The sequence below is a fragment of the Nocardia wallacei genome, assembly GCF_029868745.1.
Lineage (GTDB): Bacteria > Actinomycetota > Actinomycetes > Mycobacteriales > Mycobacteriaceae > Nocardia > Nocardia wallacei_B.
This window is the reverse complement of sequence record NZ_JARWOP010000110.1, coordinates 1-20985: the sequence shown is the minus strand read 5'-3', so window position 1 is coordinate 20985 and position 20985 is coordinate 1. Positions and strand designations below refer to the sequence as shown.

15 protein-coding genes are annotated in these 20985 nt (G+C 69.8%); 3 read left to right on the top strand and 12 right to left on the bottom strand.

Going from position 1 to position 20985, the window contains the following annotated elements; all coding sequences use genetic code 11:
* Window positions 1-10: 10 nt before the first annotated feature.
* Window positions 11-454, bottom strand: coding sequence for an NUDIX hydrolase (locus QH470_RS08445; protein ID WP_280271716.1), 444 nt, complete (start codon window positions 452-454; stop codon window positions 11-13).
* A 273-nt stretch (window positions 455-727) separates the two neighbouring features.
* On the opposite strand from QH470_RS08445, the gene QH470_RS08440 reads away from it, so the two are divergent.
* On the top strand, window positions 728-1411 hold the full coding sequence (locus QH470_RS08440) for a hypothetical protein (protein WP_280271715.1): 684 nt from the start codon (window positions 728-730) through the stop codon (window positions 1409-1411).
* Here QH470_RS08440 and QH470_RS08435 read toward each other — a convergent pair.
* Together QH470_RS08435 and QH470_RS08430 are read right to left on the bottom strand one after the other, a co-directional pair.
* Window positions 1382-2791, bottom strand: coding sequence for a condensation domain-containing protein (locus QH470_RS08435; RefSeq protein WP_280271714.1), 1410 nt, complete (start codon window positions 2789-2791; stop codon window positions 1382-1384). The genes QH470_RS08440 and QH470_RS08435 overlap by 30 nt on opposite strands.
* Before the next feature lie 50 nt (window positions 2792-2841).
* Window positions 2842-9357: a type I polyketide synthase gene (locus tag QH470_RS08430; protein ID WP_280271713.1), complete on the bottom strand. Its 6516-nt coding sequence runs from the start codon at window positions 9355-9357 to the stop codon at window positions 2842-2844.
* 265 nt (window positions 9358-9622) lie between these two features.
* On the opposite strand from QH470_RS08430, the gene QH470_RS08425 reads away from it, so the two are divergent.
* Together QH470_RS08425 and QH470_RS08420 are read left to right on the top strand one after the other, a co-directional pair.
* Window positions 9623-11839 (top strand): MMPL family transporter, encoded by a 2217-nt coding sequence (locus QH470_RS08425; protein WP_280271712.1) that lies wholly within the window; start codon window positions 9623-9625, stop codon window positions 11837-11839.
* Between the two features lie 131 nt (window positions 11840-11970).
* Window positions 11971-12804, top strand: a complete 834-nt coding sequence (locus QH470_RS08420; RefSeq protein WP_280271711.1) for a hypothetical protein — start codon at window positions 11971-11973, stop codon at window positions 12802-12804.
* Between the two features lie 19 nt (window positions 12805-12823).
* On the opposite strand, the gene QH470_RS08415 is transcribed toward QH470_RS08420, so the two are convergent.
* The 9 genes from QH470_RS08415 to QH470_RS08375 all read right to left on the bottom strand — a co-directional run bounded on the left by QH470_RS08415 (window position 12824) and on the right by QH470_RS08375 (window position 20620).
* Complete coding sequence (locus tag QH470_RS08415; protein ID WP_280271710.1) at window positions 12824-13888, bottom strand: cobalamin-independent methionine synthase II family protein; 1065 nt, start codon at window positions 13886-13888, stop codon at window positions 12824-12826.
* A 61-nt stretch (window positions 13889-13949) separates the two neighbouring features.
* Window positions 13950-15110, bottom strand: a complete 1161-nt coding sequence (locus QH470_RS08410; RefSeq protein WP_280271709.1) for an AI-2E family transporter — start codon at window positions 15108-15110, stop codon at window positions 13950-13952.
* A complete protein-coding gene (locus QH470_RS08405) occupies window positions 15107-15229 on the bottom strand; it encodes a hypothetical protein (protein WP_280271708.1) in 123 nt (40 codons plus the stop codon). Before QH470_RS08405 ends, QH470_RS08410 begins: the two co-directional genes overlap by 4 nt.
* 51 nt (window positions 15230-15280) lie before the next feature.
* A complete protein-coding gene (locus QH470_RS08400; RefSeq protein ID WP_280271707.1) occupies window positions 15281-16498 on the bottom strand; it encodes a cytochrome P450 family protein in 1218 nt (405 codons plus the stop codon).
* Complete coding sequence (locus tag QH470_RS08395; RefSeq protein ID WP_280271706.1) at window positions 16495-17772, bottom strand: cytochrome P450 family protein; 1278 nt, start codon at window positions 17770-17772, stop codon at window positions 16495-16497. Before QH470_RS08395 ends, QH470_RS08400 begins: the two co-directional genes overlap by 4 nt.
* Window positions 17769-18386, bottom strand: a complete 618-nt coding sequence (locus tag QH470_RS08390) for a GTP-binding protein (protein WP_280271705.1) — start codon at window positions 18384-18386, stop codon at window positions 17769-17771. Before QH470_RS08390 ends, QH470_RS08395 begins: the two co-directional genes overlap by 4 nt.
* Entirely contained in the window at window positions 18367-18735 is a 369-nt protein-coding gene (locus QH470_RS08385; protein WP_280271704.1) for a DUF742 domain-containing protein, read from the bottom strand. The genes QH470_RS08390 and QH470_RS08385 overlap by 20 nt, the downstream gene beginning before the upstream one ends.
* Entirely contained in the window at window positions 18732-19142 is a 411-nt protein-coding gene (locus QH470_RS08380) for a roadblock/LC7 domain-containing protein (RefSeq protein WP_280271703.1), read from the bottom strand. The genes QH470_RS08385 and QH470_RS08380 overlap by 4 nt, the downstream gene beginning before the upstream one ends.
* Window positions 19139-20620 carry a sensor histidine kinase gene (locus tag QH470_RS08375; protein ID WP_280271702.1) on the bottom strand — a complete coding sequence of 494 codons (1482 nt, stop codon included), beginning with the start codon at window positions 20618-20620 and terminating at the stop codon, window positions 19139-19141. Before QH470_RS08375 ends, QH470_RS08380 begins: the two co-directional genes overlap by 4 nt.
* Window positions 20621-20985 lie beyond the last annotated feature (365 nt).

Here is a 20985-nt window from a genome sequence, read left to right as displayed (position 1 = left end):
CCGAGACCGGTCAGTGCCCGACCAGATCTCCATAGGTGTCGAGAATCTTGCGGATCGAGGATGTGACGTGCAGGTCGCCGTCCAGCGGCGCCCACAGGTATCCCGCGTGGGCGCCGAGCACGATCGGCTCGGTGGCCGCCACGTCCACCACGAAATGCAGGCGCCGCACGGGCTTTCCGGCGGGCGACAGGTAGTCGAAATCGCCGACGTGCGCACCGATGTGCGTGACCGTCAGCCCCGTCTCCTCGCGCACCCCGCGGATGACCGCTGCCGCGACGGACTCCCCCGGCTCCACCGTGGCGCCCGGCAACTTGCGGGTGGGCCGGATGGGGCCCGTGCTGTGGGGTTCCAGCAACAACACTTCCCCGCGACGCGCGATGATCGCGCCGACCCGTAGCCCTACACCATCCCGTTCGCCGCGCGGAAGCACCTCGTCGAACATCGAAACCGACATCGGCGAATTCACCAACCTTCGATCAGGCCGAACGCCGCTTTTACTCGGCGGCGACTCATCGATATTACCGTGACGTGACCGCCGCATGACGCGGAGCACCGGATTCGGGGTCTTTCGGCACGGTCCGCAGGGTGCCGTGGATCACAATCGGGCTACGGCGGCGCAGCCGGATTCGGTTGTCGGCCGCAACCATCCGGCCATCGGAAGTTTGTGAACGGTCCAGGGATATCGGTTTCGTCACTGCCGTCCGCGCGGAGAACGATTCAATACCGCATGCCTGTGCACACCGCATTCCGTGATCCGGGGATCCCCGACGGCGAGAAGTCCGTCTACAGCGTGGGCATCGCGGATCGGCCGGAGCGGTTCGAGATGACCAGCGTGGTGACCTGCGAGCCCGACCGATACCACTCGACCGTCGACGCCCGCGTCGGCGCCGACCTGGCGATGACCGTCGAACAGCGGTTCCAGCGGATCGACGGGCGGCTGCGGGCGGAGAGCTACCACGCCGAGACGCGCTCCGGGGAGACCGTGGTCTCGCGGGAGGAGGCGCACTTCGTCGACACCGCCCATCTCCAATTCGACGGCGTCGCACCGTTTCCGGCGAATGTGATGCCGCTCGTCGGCGGCCTGACGCTGCTGCGCGGGCTCGACTTCACCGAGGGCGCCACCGAATCGCTCGACCTGTGGCTGGCGTTCTCGATGCACTGGCCGCTGACCACGCGGGTGGGCAAGCAGACCACCCTGGAGGTGCCGGCGGGCCGGTCGACCTGCCGGCCGGTGCGGCTGCGGCCGGGATTCGCACACGTGAACACCTTGCTGGACAAGGTGATCGGCGGGCTGATGCCGCCGTCGGTGGCGTACTTCGACATCGCGCCGCCGCACCGGCTGGTGCGGCTGGCCTTCCCGACCGAGCCGATGACCGCGAAGCTACGCGGGCTGGTGGAGCTCGTCGCGTAGCATGCCGACGAACACCGACTTCATCGCCTCGACATATCTCTTCACGGAATCGTGAGCCACCGGGGTGTCCGGGTAGATCACGCTCAGCGTGGTCTCCTCGGGGAATCGGTTGATCCAGATCAGCACCTCCTCCGACGCGGCCCGGTTGGCGTAGATGCCGCCGGTCACCTCGCCGAAGAACTCGTGCCCGACGAAGTCCCGGGCGTCGACGTAGGAGATCATCGGCGTCGACCAGCCCGGCCCGGCCTTGATCTCGGAGTCGGCGGGCAGCAGCTCCACGACCCGGTGAAAGGACGTGGGGGCCAGCCGGATACCGTTCTCGTAGGCGCGCTGCGCGACGGTCAGGGCACGGGTGTACGGCATGGTGGGGCCGACCGGGAACGCCACCGGCACCAGGGTCACGTACCAGCCCACCGAGGCGCGTTCGGCGGCCGAGGTGCGGGTGCTGACCGGCGTCATGCCGAAGTAGTAGTCGCTGCCGACGAGTTCGCGTTCGGCCAGCGCCGCGGCGGCGAAGGCGCCGCCCACGAACTCGGCGTCGTTGGCGCGGCAGATCTCCTCGAAACGGTCGCCCTCCTCCTGGTTCAGCAACTGCACGCTGCGATGCGCGCTGCGGTTGTAGATGTCCGTCCGCTTGCCGAGATCCAAAGGGAAAGAGGGCAATTCGCCGTCGTTGCCGCGCAGCAGCTCCATCCACTTGCGCACGCCCGGCGAGGACAGCGTCAACCGCTCGGTGTAGGACCGCTCCATGGCGCAATAGTCGAGATAGCTGGCGGCCGGGGCCATTTCGTCGGAGCCCTCCCACACCTCGGCCGCGTAGAGCTGGGCGAGGTCGAGGCACGAGATGTACTGGCCCAGGCCGTCGGTGTGCAGGTGGTCGGCGGCGAGGTAGACGGTGGTCGTCTCGCCGTGCTGGATGGCGCCGAAGGTGAAGCAATCCCATTGGAACGGGCCGGGAGTCGTCTTCTGGACGTGCTCGCGGATGGCGGCCGGATCGTCGATCCGGCCGTAGTCGACGGGGACGAAGTTCACCACGTCCGCGGGCACCAGGTGGCGGCGCACCGTGCCGGGCGCCTCGATGTCGAACCAGGTGCGAAAGGTGTCGTGCCGCAACAGGAAAGCATTGATGACCCGCGTCATCGCCGCCAGATCCAGGTCCGCCGCGGGGATCTCGGCGGTCACCAGGCACAAACCGGAGAACCGGAAGTCCGCGGCGGCGTGCCGATCGGCCAGGAGTAGGTACTGTTCCTGCTGGTGGGACGGGGGAACCGGGTGGACCGGCGCCCGCTTGGCCCGGTCCACCGAATCCGGTGCGGCCACCCAGCTGACCAGTCGACCGGGCGCGGGCTCCCATTCGTCGATCAGCCCGAAATTGACCACGGCGAAACCTCTATTTCTCGATACTGCGGACGGTGTGGGGTAGCCGGTCCTCAGCCGACCGTCGTGGCGACGACGGCGTCGCGGGCGGCGCCATTGCCTTCCGGCCCAGTGCCGTTGGCCCCGTTGCCGTTCGACCCGTTGGCGCCGGATCCGTTCGAGCCGGATCCGTTGCCCGCCGATCCCTCGGCCACTGCCCCCGCGGCGATCCCCGACACGTCCGGCACCGCCTGCGCCTGGCCTGGGTCGTGCGCGAGGATCAGCTCGGCGACCTTCGGACCGGCCTGTTCCAGGCTGAACGACCGGCCCATCTGCAGCGACATCAGGTCGATGCCGAGGGTCTTGGTGACCCGGGCGCCCAGTTCCACCGCCATCAGCGAGTCCAGACCCAGTTCGGGCACCGGCACGGTCATGTCGATGGAATCCACCGGCACGCCCATGACCACGGCCAGCTCCTCGGCCATCTTGCGCGCCACGAACGGACCGCGCTTGGTCTCCTCCATCGCGGCCAGTTCGGCGTGTAGCTGGGCCAGTTCGGAGGTGTCCTTGGCGGAGGCCTGTGCCAGCGCGATGGTCCGGCCGGTCCGGGCCAGCTGCGGGAACGTGCCGGTGAGCTTGCCCCAATCGGTCGGGATGATCGCCGCCCGGGTCGCCCCGAGCCGCAGCGTCTGCTCCATGTACGCGGTGGCGTCGGACATGTCGATCGGGCCGAAGCCGACCAGATCGAGGTACTTCAAGGCCGTCTCGTCGGCGGCCATGCCGCCCGTCGCACCGGACAGGTGACCCCAGCCGATGCACAGCGCCCGCTCCCCCGCCCGCGACCACCGCTCGGCCAGCTGCTCCACCGCGACATTGGCCGCGCAGTAGCTGAACTGGCCGTAGATGCCGTACATGGAGCCGCCGGAGGAGCAGAGCACGAACATGTCCAGCTCGATGCCCGCCGCCTCGATCGCGTCGTGAACGATCTCGGCGCCGTGCACCTTCGGCAGGTACACCTTGGCCAGCTGCTCGTGTTCCAGCTTGCTGATGCGGCTGTCGGCCACCGCGCCCGCGGCGTGGAACACCCCGCGCAGCGGACGCTCCTCGCTGTGCACCCGGGCCACCATCGCCGCGACCGCCTCGCGGTCGGTCACGTCCACCCGTTCCTCGACGACCTCGACGCCGACGGTGCGCCAGGCCTCGAGCTGCCGCCGCGCCTCCTCGGTGGTGGCGCCGCTGCGGCCCAGCAGCACCAGCCGGCGCGCACCCCGCAGGGTCAGCCAGCGGCCGGTCGCGAGGCCGAAGCCACCGAAGCCACCGGTGACGAGATAGGTTGCGTCGCTACGGATCTCGACCTCCGGCAGGTACGGCCGCACGGGCGGTTCCGGGGAGTCGATCCGCAACGCGATCCGGGTCAGACCGGTGGAGCGGATGGTCTCCTCGAAGGCCCTGCCCACCTCCTCGGTCTCGAACATCCGGTACGGCAGCGGCGTGTAGGTGCCGTCGGTCACCTTCTCGTACACCCGTTCCAGCAGGTTCGCCAGCCGCTGCGGGCGGACCGCGACGAGGCGGTCCAGGTCCATCGAGAAGTAGGCCACGTTCTTGTCGAAGTTGGAAAGTTCCAGCAGGCCGCCGGTGTAGATGTCGGCCTTGCCGACCTCCACGATGCGCCCGAATTCCGCGACGGCGTTGAAGTTCTGCCGCAGGATCTCGCCGGGAGCGCTGCTGAGCACGACCTCCACACCCGCGCCGCCGGTCAGTTCGAGCACATCGTCGACGAAGTTGAGCGAGCGCGAGTTCAGCGCGTAGTCGGCGCCCAGTGACAGCACGTGGGCGCGGCGCTCGTCGGTGCTCGCGGTGCCGATGATGCGTGCCCCGCGCGCCTTGGCCACCTGGATGGCCGCCGTGCCGACACCTCCGGCCGCGCCGTGGATCAGCACGGTCTCGCCGGGCTCCAGGCGGGCCAGGTCGAGCAGGCCGTACTCGGCGGTGCCGAAGGCGATGGTGCTGGTGCAGTAGCCGGGATCGGCGTCGGGCGGCAGCACGACGACCAGTTCCTTCGGGATGAGCGCGAAGCGGCGCATCATGCCCTTGGCGGCGACCGCCACCAGATCGCCCGGCGCGACGTGGTCGACCTCCGAGCCGACCCGCACCACGGTGCCGACGCCCTCCATGCCGGGCACCGTGCCGAAGTAGGTCGGCGCCAGCTCGCGTTCGCCGAGCAGGCCGATGACCTTCAGCGGATCCTTGTAGTTCAGCCCGATGACCTGCATCCGGACCTCGATCTCGGCGGGGCCGGGCGCCGGGCGCGGGCATTCGCGCCAGGCCAGCGCGGACAGCAGGCGGGTGCGCGGCAACTCCAGGGTGAAGTTGGCCTCGGGGTCGGTCAGCGGGGCGTCGGTGTCGAGTTCGGCCATCCGGTCCGGCAGCGGTCGGGTGACCACCGGGGCCCAGCGCACGCCGTCGCGCAACAGCACCTCGTCAGCGTTGTCGTGCGAGAACGCGCCCGGCACAGCCAATTCCGTGACCAGGTCCGCGATCGAGGTACCGGCGTCGATGTCGATCAGGCGCCACCGCAGCGGCGTCTGCTCGTTGAGCAGCACCCGGCGCGCGCCGGCCAGCGCGGACTGCGCGGGGTCGGGCGCGACCGCGCTCTCCGGCAGGGTGAACGCCCGCTCGGTCACCAGGGTGACGTGCACGGCGCCGTCGCCGAACACGCTCTGCGGCGATTCGCCCTCCACGGGCGGGTTGGCGAATTCGTCCACGGCGACCGCGATGCGCTTGAAGGTCCACAGCGCGCTCAGGTCGCCCAGATCGTCCGGCGACGCCGTCCCCGCGGCGACGACGCACACGTGCACTCGCTGGGTGTCGTCGGCCTTGGCGGCCGCCAGATTCGCCACCAGCCCGGTCTCCAGATCCGGGTCGGCCGAATCCACCACGTACAAGCGGGATCCCGGGATCGCGGCCGCGAGTTCGCCCGCGCGCCCGCTGTTTCCGAGCGCCACGACGACGGTGCTGGCCGTTCCGGCGTCGCGCAGCGCGGCCGGGTCGATCGGGTCGCGCTGCTCCATGGTGTCGGTGTAGTAGAAGTCGGACATCCGGTGCAGCGGCGTGTCACCGGGTTTCAGCGCGCCGATCTGCAATCCGGTCAGGCGCATCACCAGGTTCTGCTCGTCGTCGAGCAGGTCGACGTCGGCGCGCAGCCGGGCGTGCGTGCTACGCCGCGCGACCACGGTGATCCGTTCTGGCAGTTCGGCGAGCAACCGCACCGCCGCCACCCCGACGGGCACCATGACGCCCTCGTCGATGCGCTCGTCGGCGAACAGCAGCGCCGCGCTCTGCATCGCCGCGTCGACCACCGCGGGGTGGGCGAGATGCCCGGAGTCGGCGGCGATGGCGCCGTCCACGGTCGCGAGCACCATGTCCCTGCCGACCCGCACCGACGTCACCCGCCGGAAGGTCGGGCCGTACTGCAGGCCCGCCGCGGCCAGGCCGGAGTAGAACATCTCCGGATCGACATCGATCCCGACGTCGATGGTCGGCACCGCGGCCTTGATCGGCTCGTGGCTGCCGGTCAGGGCCCGCCCGGTCGCGTGCACGGTCCACGCCGTGCCGGTCGCGCTGCGCGACCGGATCATGAACCGGCTGCTGGCCTCCTCCACCGTGATCGACATCAGCGGCACGTCGGGCGCGCCCATGATCAGCGGCGCGACGAACCGGACCTGTTCCACCGCAACGCGTTTCGCGCCGATCTGGGTCGCCGCGGCGCTGAGGGCGGCGTCCAGGTAGCCCGCACCCGGCATGATGCGGACCCCGTTGACGACGTGATCCTCCAGCCAGGGCAGCAGTTCGGAGCCGACCTGCAGCAGCCAGTTCGGGCGGCCTTCGACATCCGGGTCGCCGAGCATGGCGTAGGTGCCGGGCGAGCCCAGCCGCGCCTGCTCGAACAGTGGCAGCGGCGCGTGCAGCCGGGTCCGCTGCCACGGATAGCGCGGCACCGGCACGTGCGGGGTGGCCGGGCGCTCCGGCGGGAACAGGAAGTCGCGGTCGAGCACACCGGCGGCGTGCAGGCCGATGAGGCTGCGGCGCAGGCTTTCCGAATCGGGCCGGTCGCGTTCCAGCGTCGGCACCGTGGTGCCGGTGACGTCGGCGTTCAACAGCGCCTCGCGCACATTGCCCGACAGCACCGGATGCGGGCCGATCTCCAGGAACACGCGGCTGCCCGCGCCGAGCAACTCGGTGATCGCCGCGGCGAACCGCACCGGCTGCCGCACGTTCGCGCACCAGTAGTCGCCGTCCCAGTCGCCCTCGGTGACCTTTCCGCCCGTCACCGTCGAGTACAGCGGCACGGTCGGGATCCGCGGGGACAGTTCGGCCAGCGCCGTGCGCAGTTCGTCGAGGATCGGATCCATCAACCGGCTGTGGTAAGGCACCTCCACCTTCAGCCGGCGCGCGAAAACTCCGTCCTGAGTGAGCTTTTCGGCGATCTCGTCCAGACGCTCCTCGTCGCCGGAGAGCGTGACGCCACTGGCGCTGTTGATCGCCGCGACGTCCACGCGCGGATCGCCGTCGACCAGGTCGCGCGCCTGATCCGGTGCGAGGCCGACCGCGAGCATGCCGCCGGTCCCGGCGGTGGCGGCCTGCAGCCGGGCCCGGTGGTAGGCGACCAGCACGGCGTCGGACAGCGAGAGCATCCCGCTCACGTACGCCGCCGACACCTCGCCGACGCTGTGGCCCACGATGGCGGCGGGCTTGATGCCGTACTGCTCCAGCTCGCGGACCAGGCCCACCTGCACCAGGAAGTTGGCCGGCTGCGCCACCGCGGTGGTGGTCACCCGGGACTCTTCCTCCGGCCGCAGCAGTTCCTCGATGATCGACCAGCCCGCCAGCGCCTGGAACTCGCGGTCGATCTCCTTCGCGGTCTCGGCGAAAATGCCTCCGGCCGTGAGCAATTCGCGGCCCATATCCCACCGCTGCGGCCCCATGCCGGAGAACACGAATACGGGCTCGGCGGCGCGGGAGACGATGGTGCGCGACGCGTCGCGGCCCTCGCCGTTCGCGTACTCGCGCAGGTCGTGCACCAGGTCGTCGGTGTCCCCGACGAGCACACCGGTGCGGAAATGATGGTGCGCCATCCGGGTCCACGCCGCCTCGGCGAGATGCTCGGGATCGGTGCCCGCGCTGATCAGATCGGCGAAGCGACCCGCCAGGGCGCGCGCGGCGCCGGTGCTGCGGCCCGAGATGGGCAGGATGCCGTAGTGGCGGCGCGGCGCGGCGGCCGGGGCGACGGCGGGTTCGGCGCGGTACTCCTGCAGGATGGCGTGCGCGTTGGTGCCGCCGTAACCGAAACCGTTGACGGCCACGGTCATTTCCGGCCCGCCGGGAGCCAGCGGCTGGGCCTCGGTCTGGATGTGCAGGCCCAGTTCGTCGAACGGGATGTCCGGGTTGGGCTTGTCGAGCCAGCCCTGCGGCGGCAGCGTGCGGTGATGGATCGCCAGCGCGGCCTTGATCACGCTGGCGACACCGGCGGCGGCCTCGGTGTGCCCGATCGTCGCCTTCACCGAGCCGACGCCGACGGTGCCGCTGCGACCGGCCGGCGCGCCGAAGACCCGGCCCAGCGCGCGCAACTCCACCGGGTCACCGACCAGGGTGCCGGTGCCGTGCGCCTCGAGGTAGGTGATCGAGTCCGGTGTCAGTCCGGACCGGTCGCACACGGCCTGGGCGAGCGCGGCCTGCGAATCGACGTTCGGGACGGTGATCGCCGTGGTGCGCCCGTCCTGGTTGGAGCCGGTGCCCTTGACCACCGCGTAGATGCGGTCGCCGTCGCGCACCGCGGCGTCGAGCTTCTTCAGCACCACCATGCCGGCGCCCTCGCCGCGGCCGTAGCCGTCGGCGGCGGCATCGAAGGACTTGCAGCGGCCGTCCGCGGCCAGGAAGCTGCCCTTGCACATCAGCACGAAGGTCTCCGGCTGCAGCATGACGTTCACGCCACCCGCGAGCGCCACGTCGCAATCACCGTTCTCGAGCCCCTGGCAGGCCAGGTGGAACGACACCAGCGACGACGAGCACGCGGTGTCGACGGTGATCGCGGGACCGACCAGGTTCAGCGCGTAGGCGATCCGGTTCGACAGCATGGTGTAGGACGCGCTCGCCGGCGTGTGCATGTCGGTGTGGAACAGGGCCGGGCCCACCACGCCGATGACCGACTGGTCGACCACGAAGCCGCCGACGTAGACGCCCACCGAACCGCCGGCCGCGCGGCCCGCGATCCCGGCGTCGTCGAGGGCCTCCCAGGTCACCTCGAGCATCAACCGCTGCTGCGGATCCAGCACGGTGGCCTCGCGCGGCGAGATACCGAAGAAATCGGGGTCGAACTCCCACGGGTCGACCGTCATGAACGCGCCGCGTTTGGTGTAGGCGCGGCCCGGCGTACGGGGCTCCGGATCGTAGTAGCGCCGGTAGTCCCACCGGTCCGCGGGAATGTCGACGACGCCGTCACGCTTCTCGACAACGAAGTCCCAGAAGGTGCCGGGCGAGTCGATCCCGCCCGCGAACCGACAGCCGATTCCCACAATTGCTATATCCGACACGCACATCCTCCCGGATTCGGGGTGTTTGTGATCGCCTTTCCTCAGGGCGATACGCTGTATAGGTCGTCACCGCCGACCTGATCGGCCCCAGCATGTACGACGGTCGCCGGAGTCGGCGCGCCTCCCGCGCGATCTCTGTAGAACTCGACGAAACCGCTTGTCCGCTACTGTGATCTGACCTAACGCGGGATTGTGATCGTCCACGCGCCGCCGCTCCGGCCCTATGGTTTGTCCCTGGAACCGTACGAGGAGGTTGGGAGCCGGATTGTTCGCCGAGTTCGCGCACTGGGCAGAAATCGTGGTACGGCGGCGCTTCACGGTGATCGGCGTGACCGTGCTCGGCCTGCTCGCGCTCGGCGCCTACGGTCTCGGGCTGGGCGACCATCTCAGTTCCAGCGGCTGGGACGACCCGACCTCGGAGTCGGCGCAGGCCGCGCGGGTGAAGGACCAGGTCTTCGGCCATGATCACAGCGCCGACGTGATCCTGCTGTACCACGCCCCCGAGGGCGGCACCATCGACGATCCGGCATTCGCGCGCACGGTCGTGGAGAGTTTGAACAGCCTGCCGCAGCGCCATCCCGCCGAGATCGCCAGGATCAACGGGGCGTACTGGCCCACCGATACCGGGATGACGCTGCCGGACCTGTTCGGCTCGGCGGACAAGCAGCACGCGTTCGCCTCCGTCGCCATCAGCGGCGGCAACGACACCGAGACGATGCGCAACTTCCGGAAAGTGAAGTCTTCCTTCGACATTCCCGGCGTGCGGATGGAAGTGGCGGGCGGTCAGGCGGTCGCGGGCGCGCTCAACGACACCATGACCCACGACCAGCAGCGGATGGAGCTGTTCGCGATCCCGGCCGTGGCGGTGCTGTTGTTCTTCGTGTTCGGCGGCGTGGTGGCGGCCGCACTGCCGCTGATCGTGGGCGGCCTGACGGTGGGCGCGGCGTGGGGCATCATTCGCCTGCTCACCACCGTGACGGAAGTGAATTCGTTTGTCTCCCCCGTCGTTTCGATGATCGGGCTGGGGCTCGCGATCGACTACGGACTGTTCATCGTCAGTCGCTTCCGCGAGGAACTCGCCGCCGGGCGCGATGTCCCGGACGCGGTGCGGCGCAGCGTGTCGACCGCGGGGCGCACCGTGATCTTCTCGGCGACCATCGTCATCTCCGCGGCGGCGGGAATCCTGTTGTTCCCGCAGGGTTTCCTGCGCTCGTTCGCCTACGGTTCGATGGTCACCGTGGCGCTGGCGGCGCTCACCGCCGTCACCGTACTGCCGGCGCTGCTCGCAGTGCTCGGCCGCCGCGTGGACTGGCTGGGCTTCGACCGATTCCGCAAGGTGGGTCCCCCGGATGCGGTGCGGGACGGCAACATCTGGGGCCGGATCGCCGGACAGGTGATGAAAAGACCACTGGCCGTGGCGATTCCGGTGTGCGCGGCGCTGCTGCTGCTCATCGCGCCGGTCGCGAACGTCACCTTCGGCACCATCAGCGAACGGTTCCTGCCGCCGGAACACCCGACCCGGCTCGCGCAGCAGCACTTCGACGAGATCTTCCCGCTACGCCAGATCGATCCCGTCGACCTGGTCCTGATCACCTACGACACCCGCAACGTCGAAACGGTACTGGCACAGGCGAATCGGGCGCCGGGGCTGGCCGCGCCGTTCCCCGCGCTGCTGCAGCGTCCGGCGCAGTCCAGCGTCTTCACCACCAACACCGTGCTCGCCGCGGACGCCGACGCCGACGCGACCATCGATTATCTGCGGTCCATGCCGCTGCCGAGCGGCACCGAGCTGATGGTCGGCGGGCAACCGGCCGTGGAGAAGGACAGCGTCGACGCGCTGCTGGCGCGCATGCCGCTGATGGTGGCGCTGGTCTTCCTGGCCACCACCGTCCTGATGTTCCTGACCTTCGGCTCCCTGGTACTGCCATTGAAGGCGGGCCTGCTGAATCTGCTCGGCCTCGGGTCCACCCTCGGCATTCTGACCTGGATCTTCGTCGAAGGGCACGGCGCCGGGCTGCTGGGCTTCACGCCACAGCCGATCATGTCGCTGGTACTGGTGCTGATCATCTCGGTTGTCTACGGGCTGTCCACCGACTACGAGATCTTCTTGCTCGCCCGCATCGTCGAGGCGCGCGCGGCGGGCGCGTCGACCACCGAGGCGATCCGCACCGGTGTCGCCGGCACCGGCCGGATCATCACCGCGGCGGCGCTGATCCTGCTCGTGGTGACGGGCGCCTTCGCCCTGTCGGACCTGGTGATGATGCAGTACATCGCGGTCGGCATGGTGGCGGCGCTGTTCATCGACGCCACCATCCTCCGCGTCCTGCTCGTCCCCGCCACCATGAAACTGCTCGGCGAAGCCTGCTGGTGGGCCCCGACCTGGTTGCGGCGCAACAAGACCCACCCTCCCGCACCTCCCGAAATCCTCCCCGACGAAACCACCCCCCTCCGCCCCGTGAAGGACCGCGTCCACTCCCTCTGAGTCCCGCGCCGCCAACCGAGTCCGCGGCCGCCCGCCAAGCGAGCCCCGCACCGCCAACCGAGTCCGCGCTGCCAATCGAGTCCCGCGCCGTGCGCGGGGCGGGAGGCGGGGCGGCGGTAGAGTATGCGGCAATGGATCTCGACCAGGCCACCGGGCACGCGGCCGCGCGGGTCGCGAATGCCCATCTGCGGCCGGAAGATCGGTTGCGGCTGGCCGCGGAGTTCTACCCGGATCGGGTTCCGGATTATCAGCGGGCCGAATTGACCTTCCTGCGCTGGGAGTTGGGGCGCGGCGTCCTGCATCCGACATCCGGCAGCCCGTGGTGGCGGGCGATCAACGATCGGCTGCTGCGCGACAAGCTGACCGCCCGGCTGCTCTGGGACGCGGGCGCCGAGGCGACGGCCCCGGCGGTGCGGGGCTGGCTCGAATTCCTCACCGCGCCCTCCCCCACCACCTGGTATCGGGCCCACAATCGCAGCGTCGTCACCGGCTACCTGGACAACGAAGCGCTGGCCACCGCCGAGCTACCGGCCGAACGCTTCATGATGAACGTGACGCTCGTGCGGGTCCTGTTCACCCAGGCCCTCGCCGAGCGGCCCGCGCTGGCGCTGGGCAGGCTCGGGCGCACGGCCCGGCATATCGCCGATCCGCGCCGCGGCGCCGTGCGCATGTTCCTGGATCTGCGCAACGTATTCCCCGAACGATATCCCTTGCACGACACCACGATCCAGGACATCCTGGCACTGGAGGGGCGAGCGGCCCGCACCATCGATTACGGCCTGATCCTCCCGAAACTGCCACAGCTCTACCGTTTCGCCGCCGACACGCTCGACGAACCCCGCCTGCCCGCCCTCGCCCACGACGGCATCTTCCGATACGGCGACCCCGACGTCGGCCGCGACGACCTGCGACCGGACCGGCTCAGCCGCTACGCCGCCACCCTCACCGCGCACCGCGCCCGGTGAGGGTGGCGACAACCACCGATCAGACGCCCAGTTGCTCGGCCGCCAGCGCGGTGCCCTCGAGGCGAGCGCGGATCTTCGCGAACGCGGTCTCGCGGGAGGTGGACATGTCGTCGGCGAACGGCGCGAAACCGCAGTCGTCGCAGGTGCCCAGCCGATCCACCGGCAGGTAGCGCGCGGCGTTCAGCACCCGGTCGCGGACCTGCTCCGCGGTCTCCACTCGCGGATCGATCGGGTCGGTGACGCCCACGAAGACGGTGACACCGGCGGGCAGGTATTCGGCGATGACGCCGAGGACCTTGTCCGGGTCCGGCTCGCTGGCCAGTTGCACGTAGAACGCTCCGGCCCGCAACTGCAACAGTTTCGGCAGCAGGGCCGGATAGTCGACATCGAGACTGTGGGTGGAGTCCTGATCACCGCCGGGGCAGGTGTGCACCCCGATGCGGGCCCGCTCTGCTTCCGAGAAGCGTTGCAGCACAGTGTTGTTCAGCTCGATGAAGCTGTCGAGCACGCCGCCGCTGGGGTCCAGCTTCAACGACAGCCGCCCCTCGGTGAAGTCCAGCTGCACCCGGTGCGCACCCGCGTCGAGGCAGCCGCGGATATCCCGCTCGGCCTCGTCGGCCAGGTCCGCCAGGAACGCCTCGCGCGGGTAGCCGTCGATGCCGTCGGCGGGATAGAGCAGGCTCAGCGCGGACGGCGCGATCACCGCCTGCTTCACCGGGACCGGCGAATGTTGTTGTGCGGCACGCAGATAACTCTCGGCGTAGACCTGATAGCGGAACGGGCCCGCGGTGAGCCGGGGCAGCTGCCGCTGATGCCCGTCGGCGAACGGGATCACCACGCCGTCGGGCGCCAGGCCGGGCAGGTCCGCGATCGGATAGGTGGCGAAGCTGGGTTTGGCCTGCTCGCCGTCGGTCACCACCGGGGAGCCGAGGGCGACCAGGCTGTCGATGGTGTCGGCGACCGCACGCCGCTGCCGTTCGGCAAGGGCCGCGGCGTCCAGGTCGTCGGATCGGTACGCCGCCAGCGCGTCGAGCAGGTCGGCGGGTCGGGGGATGCTGCCGATGGATTCGCTCGGAATGGTCACGCCGCGAGTGTAAGGCTCGCGGCGGCCACGAATACCGGAATCGGCTGTACAGGTGGGATTTTCACTCCGAACTCGGCACGATCTTGTTCGGTTCCTCCCCGGGCGGCGGCGTGGTCAGCAGGTCGATCTGCTCACCGACGTAGCGGATCACCACGGCCACCACGGCGGCGACCGGCACCGCGAGAAAGGCGCCGACGATCCCGAAGATCGAACCACCGGCGGTGACGGCGAGCAGCACGATGACCGCGTGCAGCTTCATGCTGCGGCTCTGCAGCACCGGCTGCAGCACGTTGCCCTCGATCTGCTGGACCGCGATGATGATGCCGAGCACGATCAGCGCCGTGGTGAAACCGTTGGCCACCAACGCGACCAGCACCGCCAGCGCCCCCGCGACGAATGCGCCGACCATCGGCACGAAACCACCGATGAAGGTGATCACCGCCAGCACCATCGCCAGCGGCACGTGCAGGATGACCAGACCGGCCCCGATGAAGACCGCATCGATCAGACTGACCAGCGCCTGGGTCCGGATGAATCCGCCCAGCGTGACCCAGACCCGGTTCAGCACCTCCTCGAAATGGCGGCCGCCCCGGCTTCCCAGCAGCGCGTGCAGCCACGGCAGGAACCGCGGCCCGTCCTTGACGAAGAAGAAGGTCAGGATCAGCACCAGGAACAGCGTGACCACCGTCGAGGTGGCCGTACTCACCCCGCTGAAGACGCCCGACGCGATCCGCTCGGAGCTGGATTGCAGCCGGCTCACGATCGCGTCCACCGCCGAATCCAGCTGCTCCTGCCGGATGTTCAGCGGCGGGCCCTGTAACCAGTCCTGCACCTGGTGGATACCGGCGCTGGACCGATCGGCCAGCTCCGGCGCCTGGTCCACCACCGACGGCACGATCAGCGCGATGATTCCGGAGAACAACGCGAGAAAGCCGAGTACCGAGGTCGCGGCCGCCGCGGCCGGCGGGAAGCGATGGCGGGTGAGCCAGCGGGTCGGCGGCCACAGCACGGTCGCGACGACCAGCGCCAGCAGCACCGGCAGCACCACCACCCACAGCTTGGCGACGAGATAGGCCAGCACCCAGGCCCCCGCCGCGACCGCCACGATGCACACCGACCACTTCGCCAGCCAGAGCAGCCCGGTGCCGATCACCACCCCCCGATCGGGCAGTGACTTACCCGAATCACTCTGCGCCGCAGGCGGATTCGTCTCCTCGCTCACCGCGTCGCCTCCCCCACGCCGGGCCGTGCCGCACACCCGCGTCCGGCCTCACCCGGCGACTCCGCCGCCGCGCCGCGCGCGGTCTCTCGTGTCGATAATTCGCTCACCAGCTCGCTCACGGGCACCAGTCTGTCATGGCAACCGGCCCGCATCACGGCACGAATCCCGGGTCAGCCCAACCGCACGGGAAATCCCGCGAGATCGTTCTGCGTCAGCACCGGCAGATTGCGGATCTGTTCGACCGGCCCGGCGAGACGCAAGGCGGGGAAGCGATCGAACAGGGCAGGCAACGCGATCGCGGCCTCCAGCCGGGCGAGCGCGGCGCCGGGGCACACGTGCGGGCCGTAGCCGAAGGAGATGTGGCGTCCGGCCGTGGGCCTGGTCAGATCGAATTCGTCGGCGTCGCGGCCGTGCACGGCGGTGTCGCGGCCGATCGCGCGGTACGACATCACCACGCCCTCGCCCTTCTCGATGACCACGTCGCCGACGGCGATGTCCTCGGTGGCGAATCGCATGAGCAGGTGGATCACCGGGCCGTCCCAGCGCAGCGTCTCCTCGATCGCCTGCTTCCACTCGATATCGCCGCTGCGGACCTTGTCGAACTGGTCCGGGTGGGTCAGCAGGGCTCGCACGGTGGTGAGGATGAGGCTGACGGTCGTCTCGTGCCCGGCGGCCACCAGGGCCTTCAGATTGCCGACCACTTCTTCCTCGGTCAGCGGCTCGCCGCCTTCGTCGGCCTGGATCAGCGCGGTGGTGAGATCGTCGGTGGGGTCGGCGGTCTTCTTGCGGACCATGTCGTAGTAATAGACGTCCAGGTCCTCGATCAGCCGTAACCGCTCGTCCTGCGGGGTCAGCAGGGAGAAGAATTTCTTGTAGGCGTCCAGCAGCATCGGATGGTCCGAGCGCGGCACCCCCATCAGTTCGCTGATCACCCGCATCGGCAGCGGGTAGGCGAACACGGCCTTGAGATCCACGGGTTCGTCGCCGGCGGCGGCCGCGAGGTCGTCGAGCAGTTCGGTGGTGAACCGTTCGATCTTGGGCCGCAACGCTTGTAGTCGCCGCGGCGTCAGTGCCTGCGTGGTCTTGATGCGTAATCGGCGGTGTTCGGCGCCGTCGACGGTGAACATGGACCGCCCGGCGTCGATCATGCCGATCAGCGGCCACTGCCGGGTCACCACCCCGGACGACCACAGCGACCACGCGCCGATGTCCTTGACCAGCCGCGGATCGACCAGCAGTTGCCGGGCGAGGGCATGATCGGTGACCGTCCACGCGGGCACGCCGAGCAATTCGAGACGGGTGACCGGACCGGCCGCCCGCAGCCGGGCGGTTTCTCCGGCCAGATCGCCGATCATCGGGTCGACAACCAAGGGACACTGCGCGCTCACGACAAACCTCCGACCGCACGAACAGGAGTGAAACGGACTGGGAGAGAAGTCATTCCGCGCAGGAAGGGCGACGGCCGGCGCACCAGGCTGCCCACCGGCACCGCCAGATCGATGTCGGGCAGCCGATCCAGCAGCACCTCGATGCCGGTCCGGGCGATGATCTCGGCGATCTGCTGCGCCGGGAACGGGCAGCGGTACTCACCGTGACTGAACGCGAAGTGCGCGCTGTTACCCGAGTGCGCGGGCTCGGTGTCGGCGACGTGCTGACGCACGTGCGGGTCGGCATTGGCGGCGGCCAGGCCCAGCAGCAGCATGTCGCCGCGATGGATCACCTTGTCCGCCAGCCGGGTATCGCGCGCGGCCCAGCGCCCGGCGAGGATCTGGGTGGGCGTGTCCTCCCACAGCGCCTCGTTCATCGCCTGCCCCACGCTGCGCCGGCCGCCGCCGAAGGCCGCCGCGAAACGCTCGTCGGTGAGCATCAGCCGCAGCGAGTTCACCAGCCAGTCCGCGCTGGGCAGATGCCCGGCGGCGATGATGGCCTGCAGGTCGAGTGCGTACTCCTCGTCGGTGAACGGCTCGGGCGACCGCAGCATCACCGACACCAGATCGGGCCCGGGGCGGTCGTGCTTGATCGCCACCAGCCGTCGCATCAGCTCGTGGAAACGCTGGTAGGCCGTCTGCGCTTCGGCCCCGCCGTCGGCCAGCGTCTTCATCGTCCACGCCAGCTCCGGCGCCTCCGCGTCCGGAATGCCCAGCACCCGCGCGAGCGCGAGCGCCGGCAGCAGTTCGGCGAACTCGGCCATCAGGTCGGCCTCGCCGCGCCCGCAGAAGGCGTCGATCAGCCGGTCGGCCAAATCCTCACAGGTGCGGCGCAATTCGAACGGGTCGACCGTCTCCAGCGCGGGTTCCACCATCTCGACGTGGCGGCGATGCTCGGCGCCGGCGGTGAAGTAGATCGACGGCATGGGCTGCCCCACCATCGGCAGCAGCGGCCAGTCCGCCGGGATATGCGGCCACTGATTCCACAGCCCGACGTCGCGGGGGAACAGCTCCGGATCGCTGGTCACCTGATGCAGTTCGCGGTAGCCGATTACCAGCCAGGCCGGGATGCCGCCGGTCAGCTCGACCGCGACCACCGGCCCGTGATCGCTGCGCATCTCGGTGTAGAGCCGGTGCGGGTCGGTGTGGAAGCGCGGGCCGCTCAGCGGCACCAGCGCGGATTCGGTGCGGATCGGGCAGCCGGTGGCGCCCGTCTCGAGTTCGGGCACGGTCATGACGCGGTCTCCGGGGTGCGGGCGGCGGCGTGGAGGTGTTCGACCAGCGAGATCAGCACGCGCTTGGACGATTCGCGGGAGCGCGCGTCGCAGCTCAGCAAGGGCACGTGCGGGTCCAGGTCCAGCGCGTCGCGGACCTCGTCCAGATGGAACGATTCGATGCCGAAGTCGTTGCAGGCCAACACGAATCGCGTGCCCTGGTGCTCCAGCCGGTCGACGGCGTACCAGCAGTCGGCGATGCGCCGCGGGTCGACCAGCACCACCGCGCCCAGCGACCCGGCGAACAGGCGGTCCCACAGGAACCAGAACCGCTCCTGGCCGGGCGCGCCGAACAGGTACAGCACGTGCTCGTCGTCCAGGGTGATGCGGCCGAAGTCGAAGGCGACCGTGGTGGTCGTCTTGCCCGGCACGCCGATCGGAACATCCACGCCCACACCGGCATCCGTCATCGCCGCCTCGGTGTTGAGCGGGCGGATCTCGCTGACCGAGCGCACCAGCGTCGTCTTCCCGACGCCGAAACCGCCGACGACGACGATCTTGAGGCCGTGCCGCGCGGAGCCGCTGAGCGGCGCGTCGGCCCGAGCCGGTGACGGATCAAAGCTTACGAAGTCCAACGAGTACCTTCTCCAGGGTGGCGGCGTCGGTGACCGAGGCCCAGGTGCCGGGCAGGTCGGCGGCGGGCTGGGGGTGTCGCACCGTGATCTTTCCCGCGGCCAGCAGGTCCGCGAGCAGGATCGTGGCGATGCCGACCGGCAGCCGCAGCTCCGCCGCGATCTCGACCACGGCGGTCGGGGCCCGGCACAGGTCCAGGATCGCGGCCAGCTCCGACTGCATGCCGGGCGCCGGATCGCATTCGCTCACAACCAGAGTCACCAGATCGAACGCCTCGGAGTCGGGCTGGCTGCGGCCTCCGGTCAGCGTGTAGAGGCGGTCCGGATCCTCGTCTCGAATCGAGGTGGTCACGGCACGCCCCGGTCGCGCGGGGCGGCCGCCAGATACTCCCCGACCTGCTCCACCAGCTCGCGCATATTGTGGCCGACCAGGCCGGCGTCGGCGTCCTCGGCCGCGACGACCGCGACGTGCGCGCCCATACCGGCCTCGACGATGAACAGAATGCCACCGTAGAACTCGGTCATCGACTGCCGCACACCGGCACGGCCGGAACCGAATTCGGCGGATGCCCCGTGCGAGAGGCTCTGGATTCCGGCGGCGATGGCGGCGAGCTGATCGGCCTTGTCGGCCGACAACTCCGGGGAATGGCAGATCTTCAGTCCATCGCTGGACAGCAGCAGGGCGTGCCGGGTCTGCGGGGTGCGGGTCAGCAGCTGTTCGAGCAACCAGCCCAGCTGTGCGGGGGCGGACGTTGTCATAGATCGTTCTCCACTGCGGCAGAAGGGGTTCCGGTCACGGTGTCGCGGCCGGACAGGGCGCGTTGGAAGGCGCCCAGTGCGGACGATTTCGCGGGCGGCGACGCTGCCTCCCGGCTCGGCCCGGCCGGATTCGCCGGAATACCCGGATTCGGCAGGCCCCCCGGATGGGCCGACGCCAGGGTGTCGCCCCGGCGGCGCTTGGGCAGCCGGTTGCCTTCGGGCGATCGGCTGCCGGTCAACCCACCGGTCATTGCCCCTCTGCCGGGCGATGGCTCGGCGGTCGGTGCGCGATTCGGGGCGACGCTGTCGGCCGATGGGTTGGCGGACAGCGCATTACCGGCGCGCGGCGGCGCGGCGAGGGCGTCTTCCCGGCGTCGGCTCGGCAGGCGGCGGGTGTCGTCGCCCATCGATACCACGGCGTGAGTACCGGTCACGGTCGTGCGGTCGACCTGCGTGATCAGGTCGCGCGGGACGATCACCACCACCGCCGTGCCGCCGATGGCCGACGGCCGGTACGACACCGTGAGGCCGTGCTTGCGCGCCAGGTGTCCGACCACCGCGAGACCCAGCCTCGTCCCGCTCAGGGACGAAAGATCTACTCCCCCACGCCCTTCGGCGTCCGCCCCCGAGACAGCCCGTTCGGCGCGGCGCAGTGCGGACTCGCTCATGACCAGGCCGCTGTCCTCGATGGTGATCACCACCCCGGCGGGCACCTCCGCGGCGTACACGTGCACCTCGGTCGTGGGCGGGGAGAAGTTGCACGCGTTGTCCAGTAGTTCGGCCACGGCGTGCATGACACCCTCGGCGGCGTGACCGGCGATCCCCGCACCGGCAATGGCGCGCAGCCGGACCCGCTGATACCCGGCGATCCGGCCCATGGCGCCGCGCAGAATCGATTCCATGGCAATGGGTTTGGCCCAGCGCCGACCGGTCCGCGCGCCGCTGAGCACGGCGATGCTGTCGGCCAGCCGGCCCGCCTGGGCGGTGCGATGATCCAGCTGCAGCAGGTCGGCGAGCACCCGCGGATCCCCGTGCCGATGTTCCATCTCGCGCAGTTCCGCCAGCATGCTGGTGCTGATGGCCTGCATCCGGCCCGCGGCGCCGGCGAAGGCCGCCAGGGCCGCCGCCCGGCGGGCCTCGCTACGCTTCACCTCCCGCGCATACGTTTCGGACGCGGTTTCGGCGGCCGCGACGCGGGCGGCGGCCTCGGCATTCGCGGCCGCGATGGTCTCGTCCGCCCGTTCGGCCGCGGCGCGGTATGCGGCCGCGCGCTCGCGATAGTGCACGGCCGCGACGACCGCGGCGCACACGACGACAACGGCGACACCAGCGCCGAAACTCGAGGGGACACGGAAACCGGCGGGTGCCGAGAGAACGGCCGCGACCGCGAGGCCGCCCGTCACCACCGCACTCACCGCCAGCGCCACATAGGCGGAACGACCGGTACGGATACCGGCATCGACGCTCGGCGAAGCCACTGCCAACTCCCGCACTCAAGCCCCCGACCACAAGGAGAGATTTACCAGCACGCCATGCCCCGGACATGGTCAAACATCCAGGTAGACAGGCGGATTCGAAACTCGGCACGAGCTTAACCGCACGGGCGCGGCACCGCCACCCGAAGCGGCATTCCCGGCGAATCTCGCGGCCGGGCGCGAAAGCCGAACAAGCGCTTGGTATTTCCGTTCGGGAGCTGTCCCGTGCGGCGCCCCCCCCCCCCCCCCCCGGCCCCCGCCCCCCCACCCCCCCCCCCCCCCCAAAAAAAAAAAAAAAAAACCCCCACCCCCCCCAAAAAAAACAAAAAAAAACACCACCACAAAACACAAAAACAACACGCAAAAAC

What these genes read in the sequence shown, in the direction of transcription:
- QH470_RS08420 (WP_280271711.1), top strand. Translation starts at nt 11,971, where the DNA reads ATGGATCTCGACCAGGCCACCGGGCACGCGGCCGCGCGGGTCGCGAAT.
- QH470_RS08445 (WP_280271716.1), bottom strand. Translation starts at nt 454, where the DNA reads ATGTCGGTTTCGATGTTCGACGAGGTGCTTCCGCGCGGCGAACGGGAT.
- QH470_RS08395 (WP_280271706.1), bottom strand. Translation starts at nt 17,772, where the DNA reads ATGACCGTGCCCGAACTCGAGACGGGCGCCACCGGCTGCCCGATCCGC.
- QH470_RS08380 (WP_280271703.1), bottom strand. Translation starts at nt 19,142, where the DNA reads ATGACAACGTCCGCCCCCGCACAGCTGGGCTGGTTGCTCGAACAGCTG.
- QH470_RS08440 (WP_280271715.1), top strand. Translation starts at nt 728, where the DNA reads ATGCCTGTGCACACCGCATTCCGTGATCCGGGGATCCCCGACGGCGAG.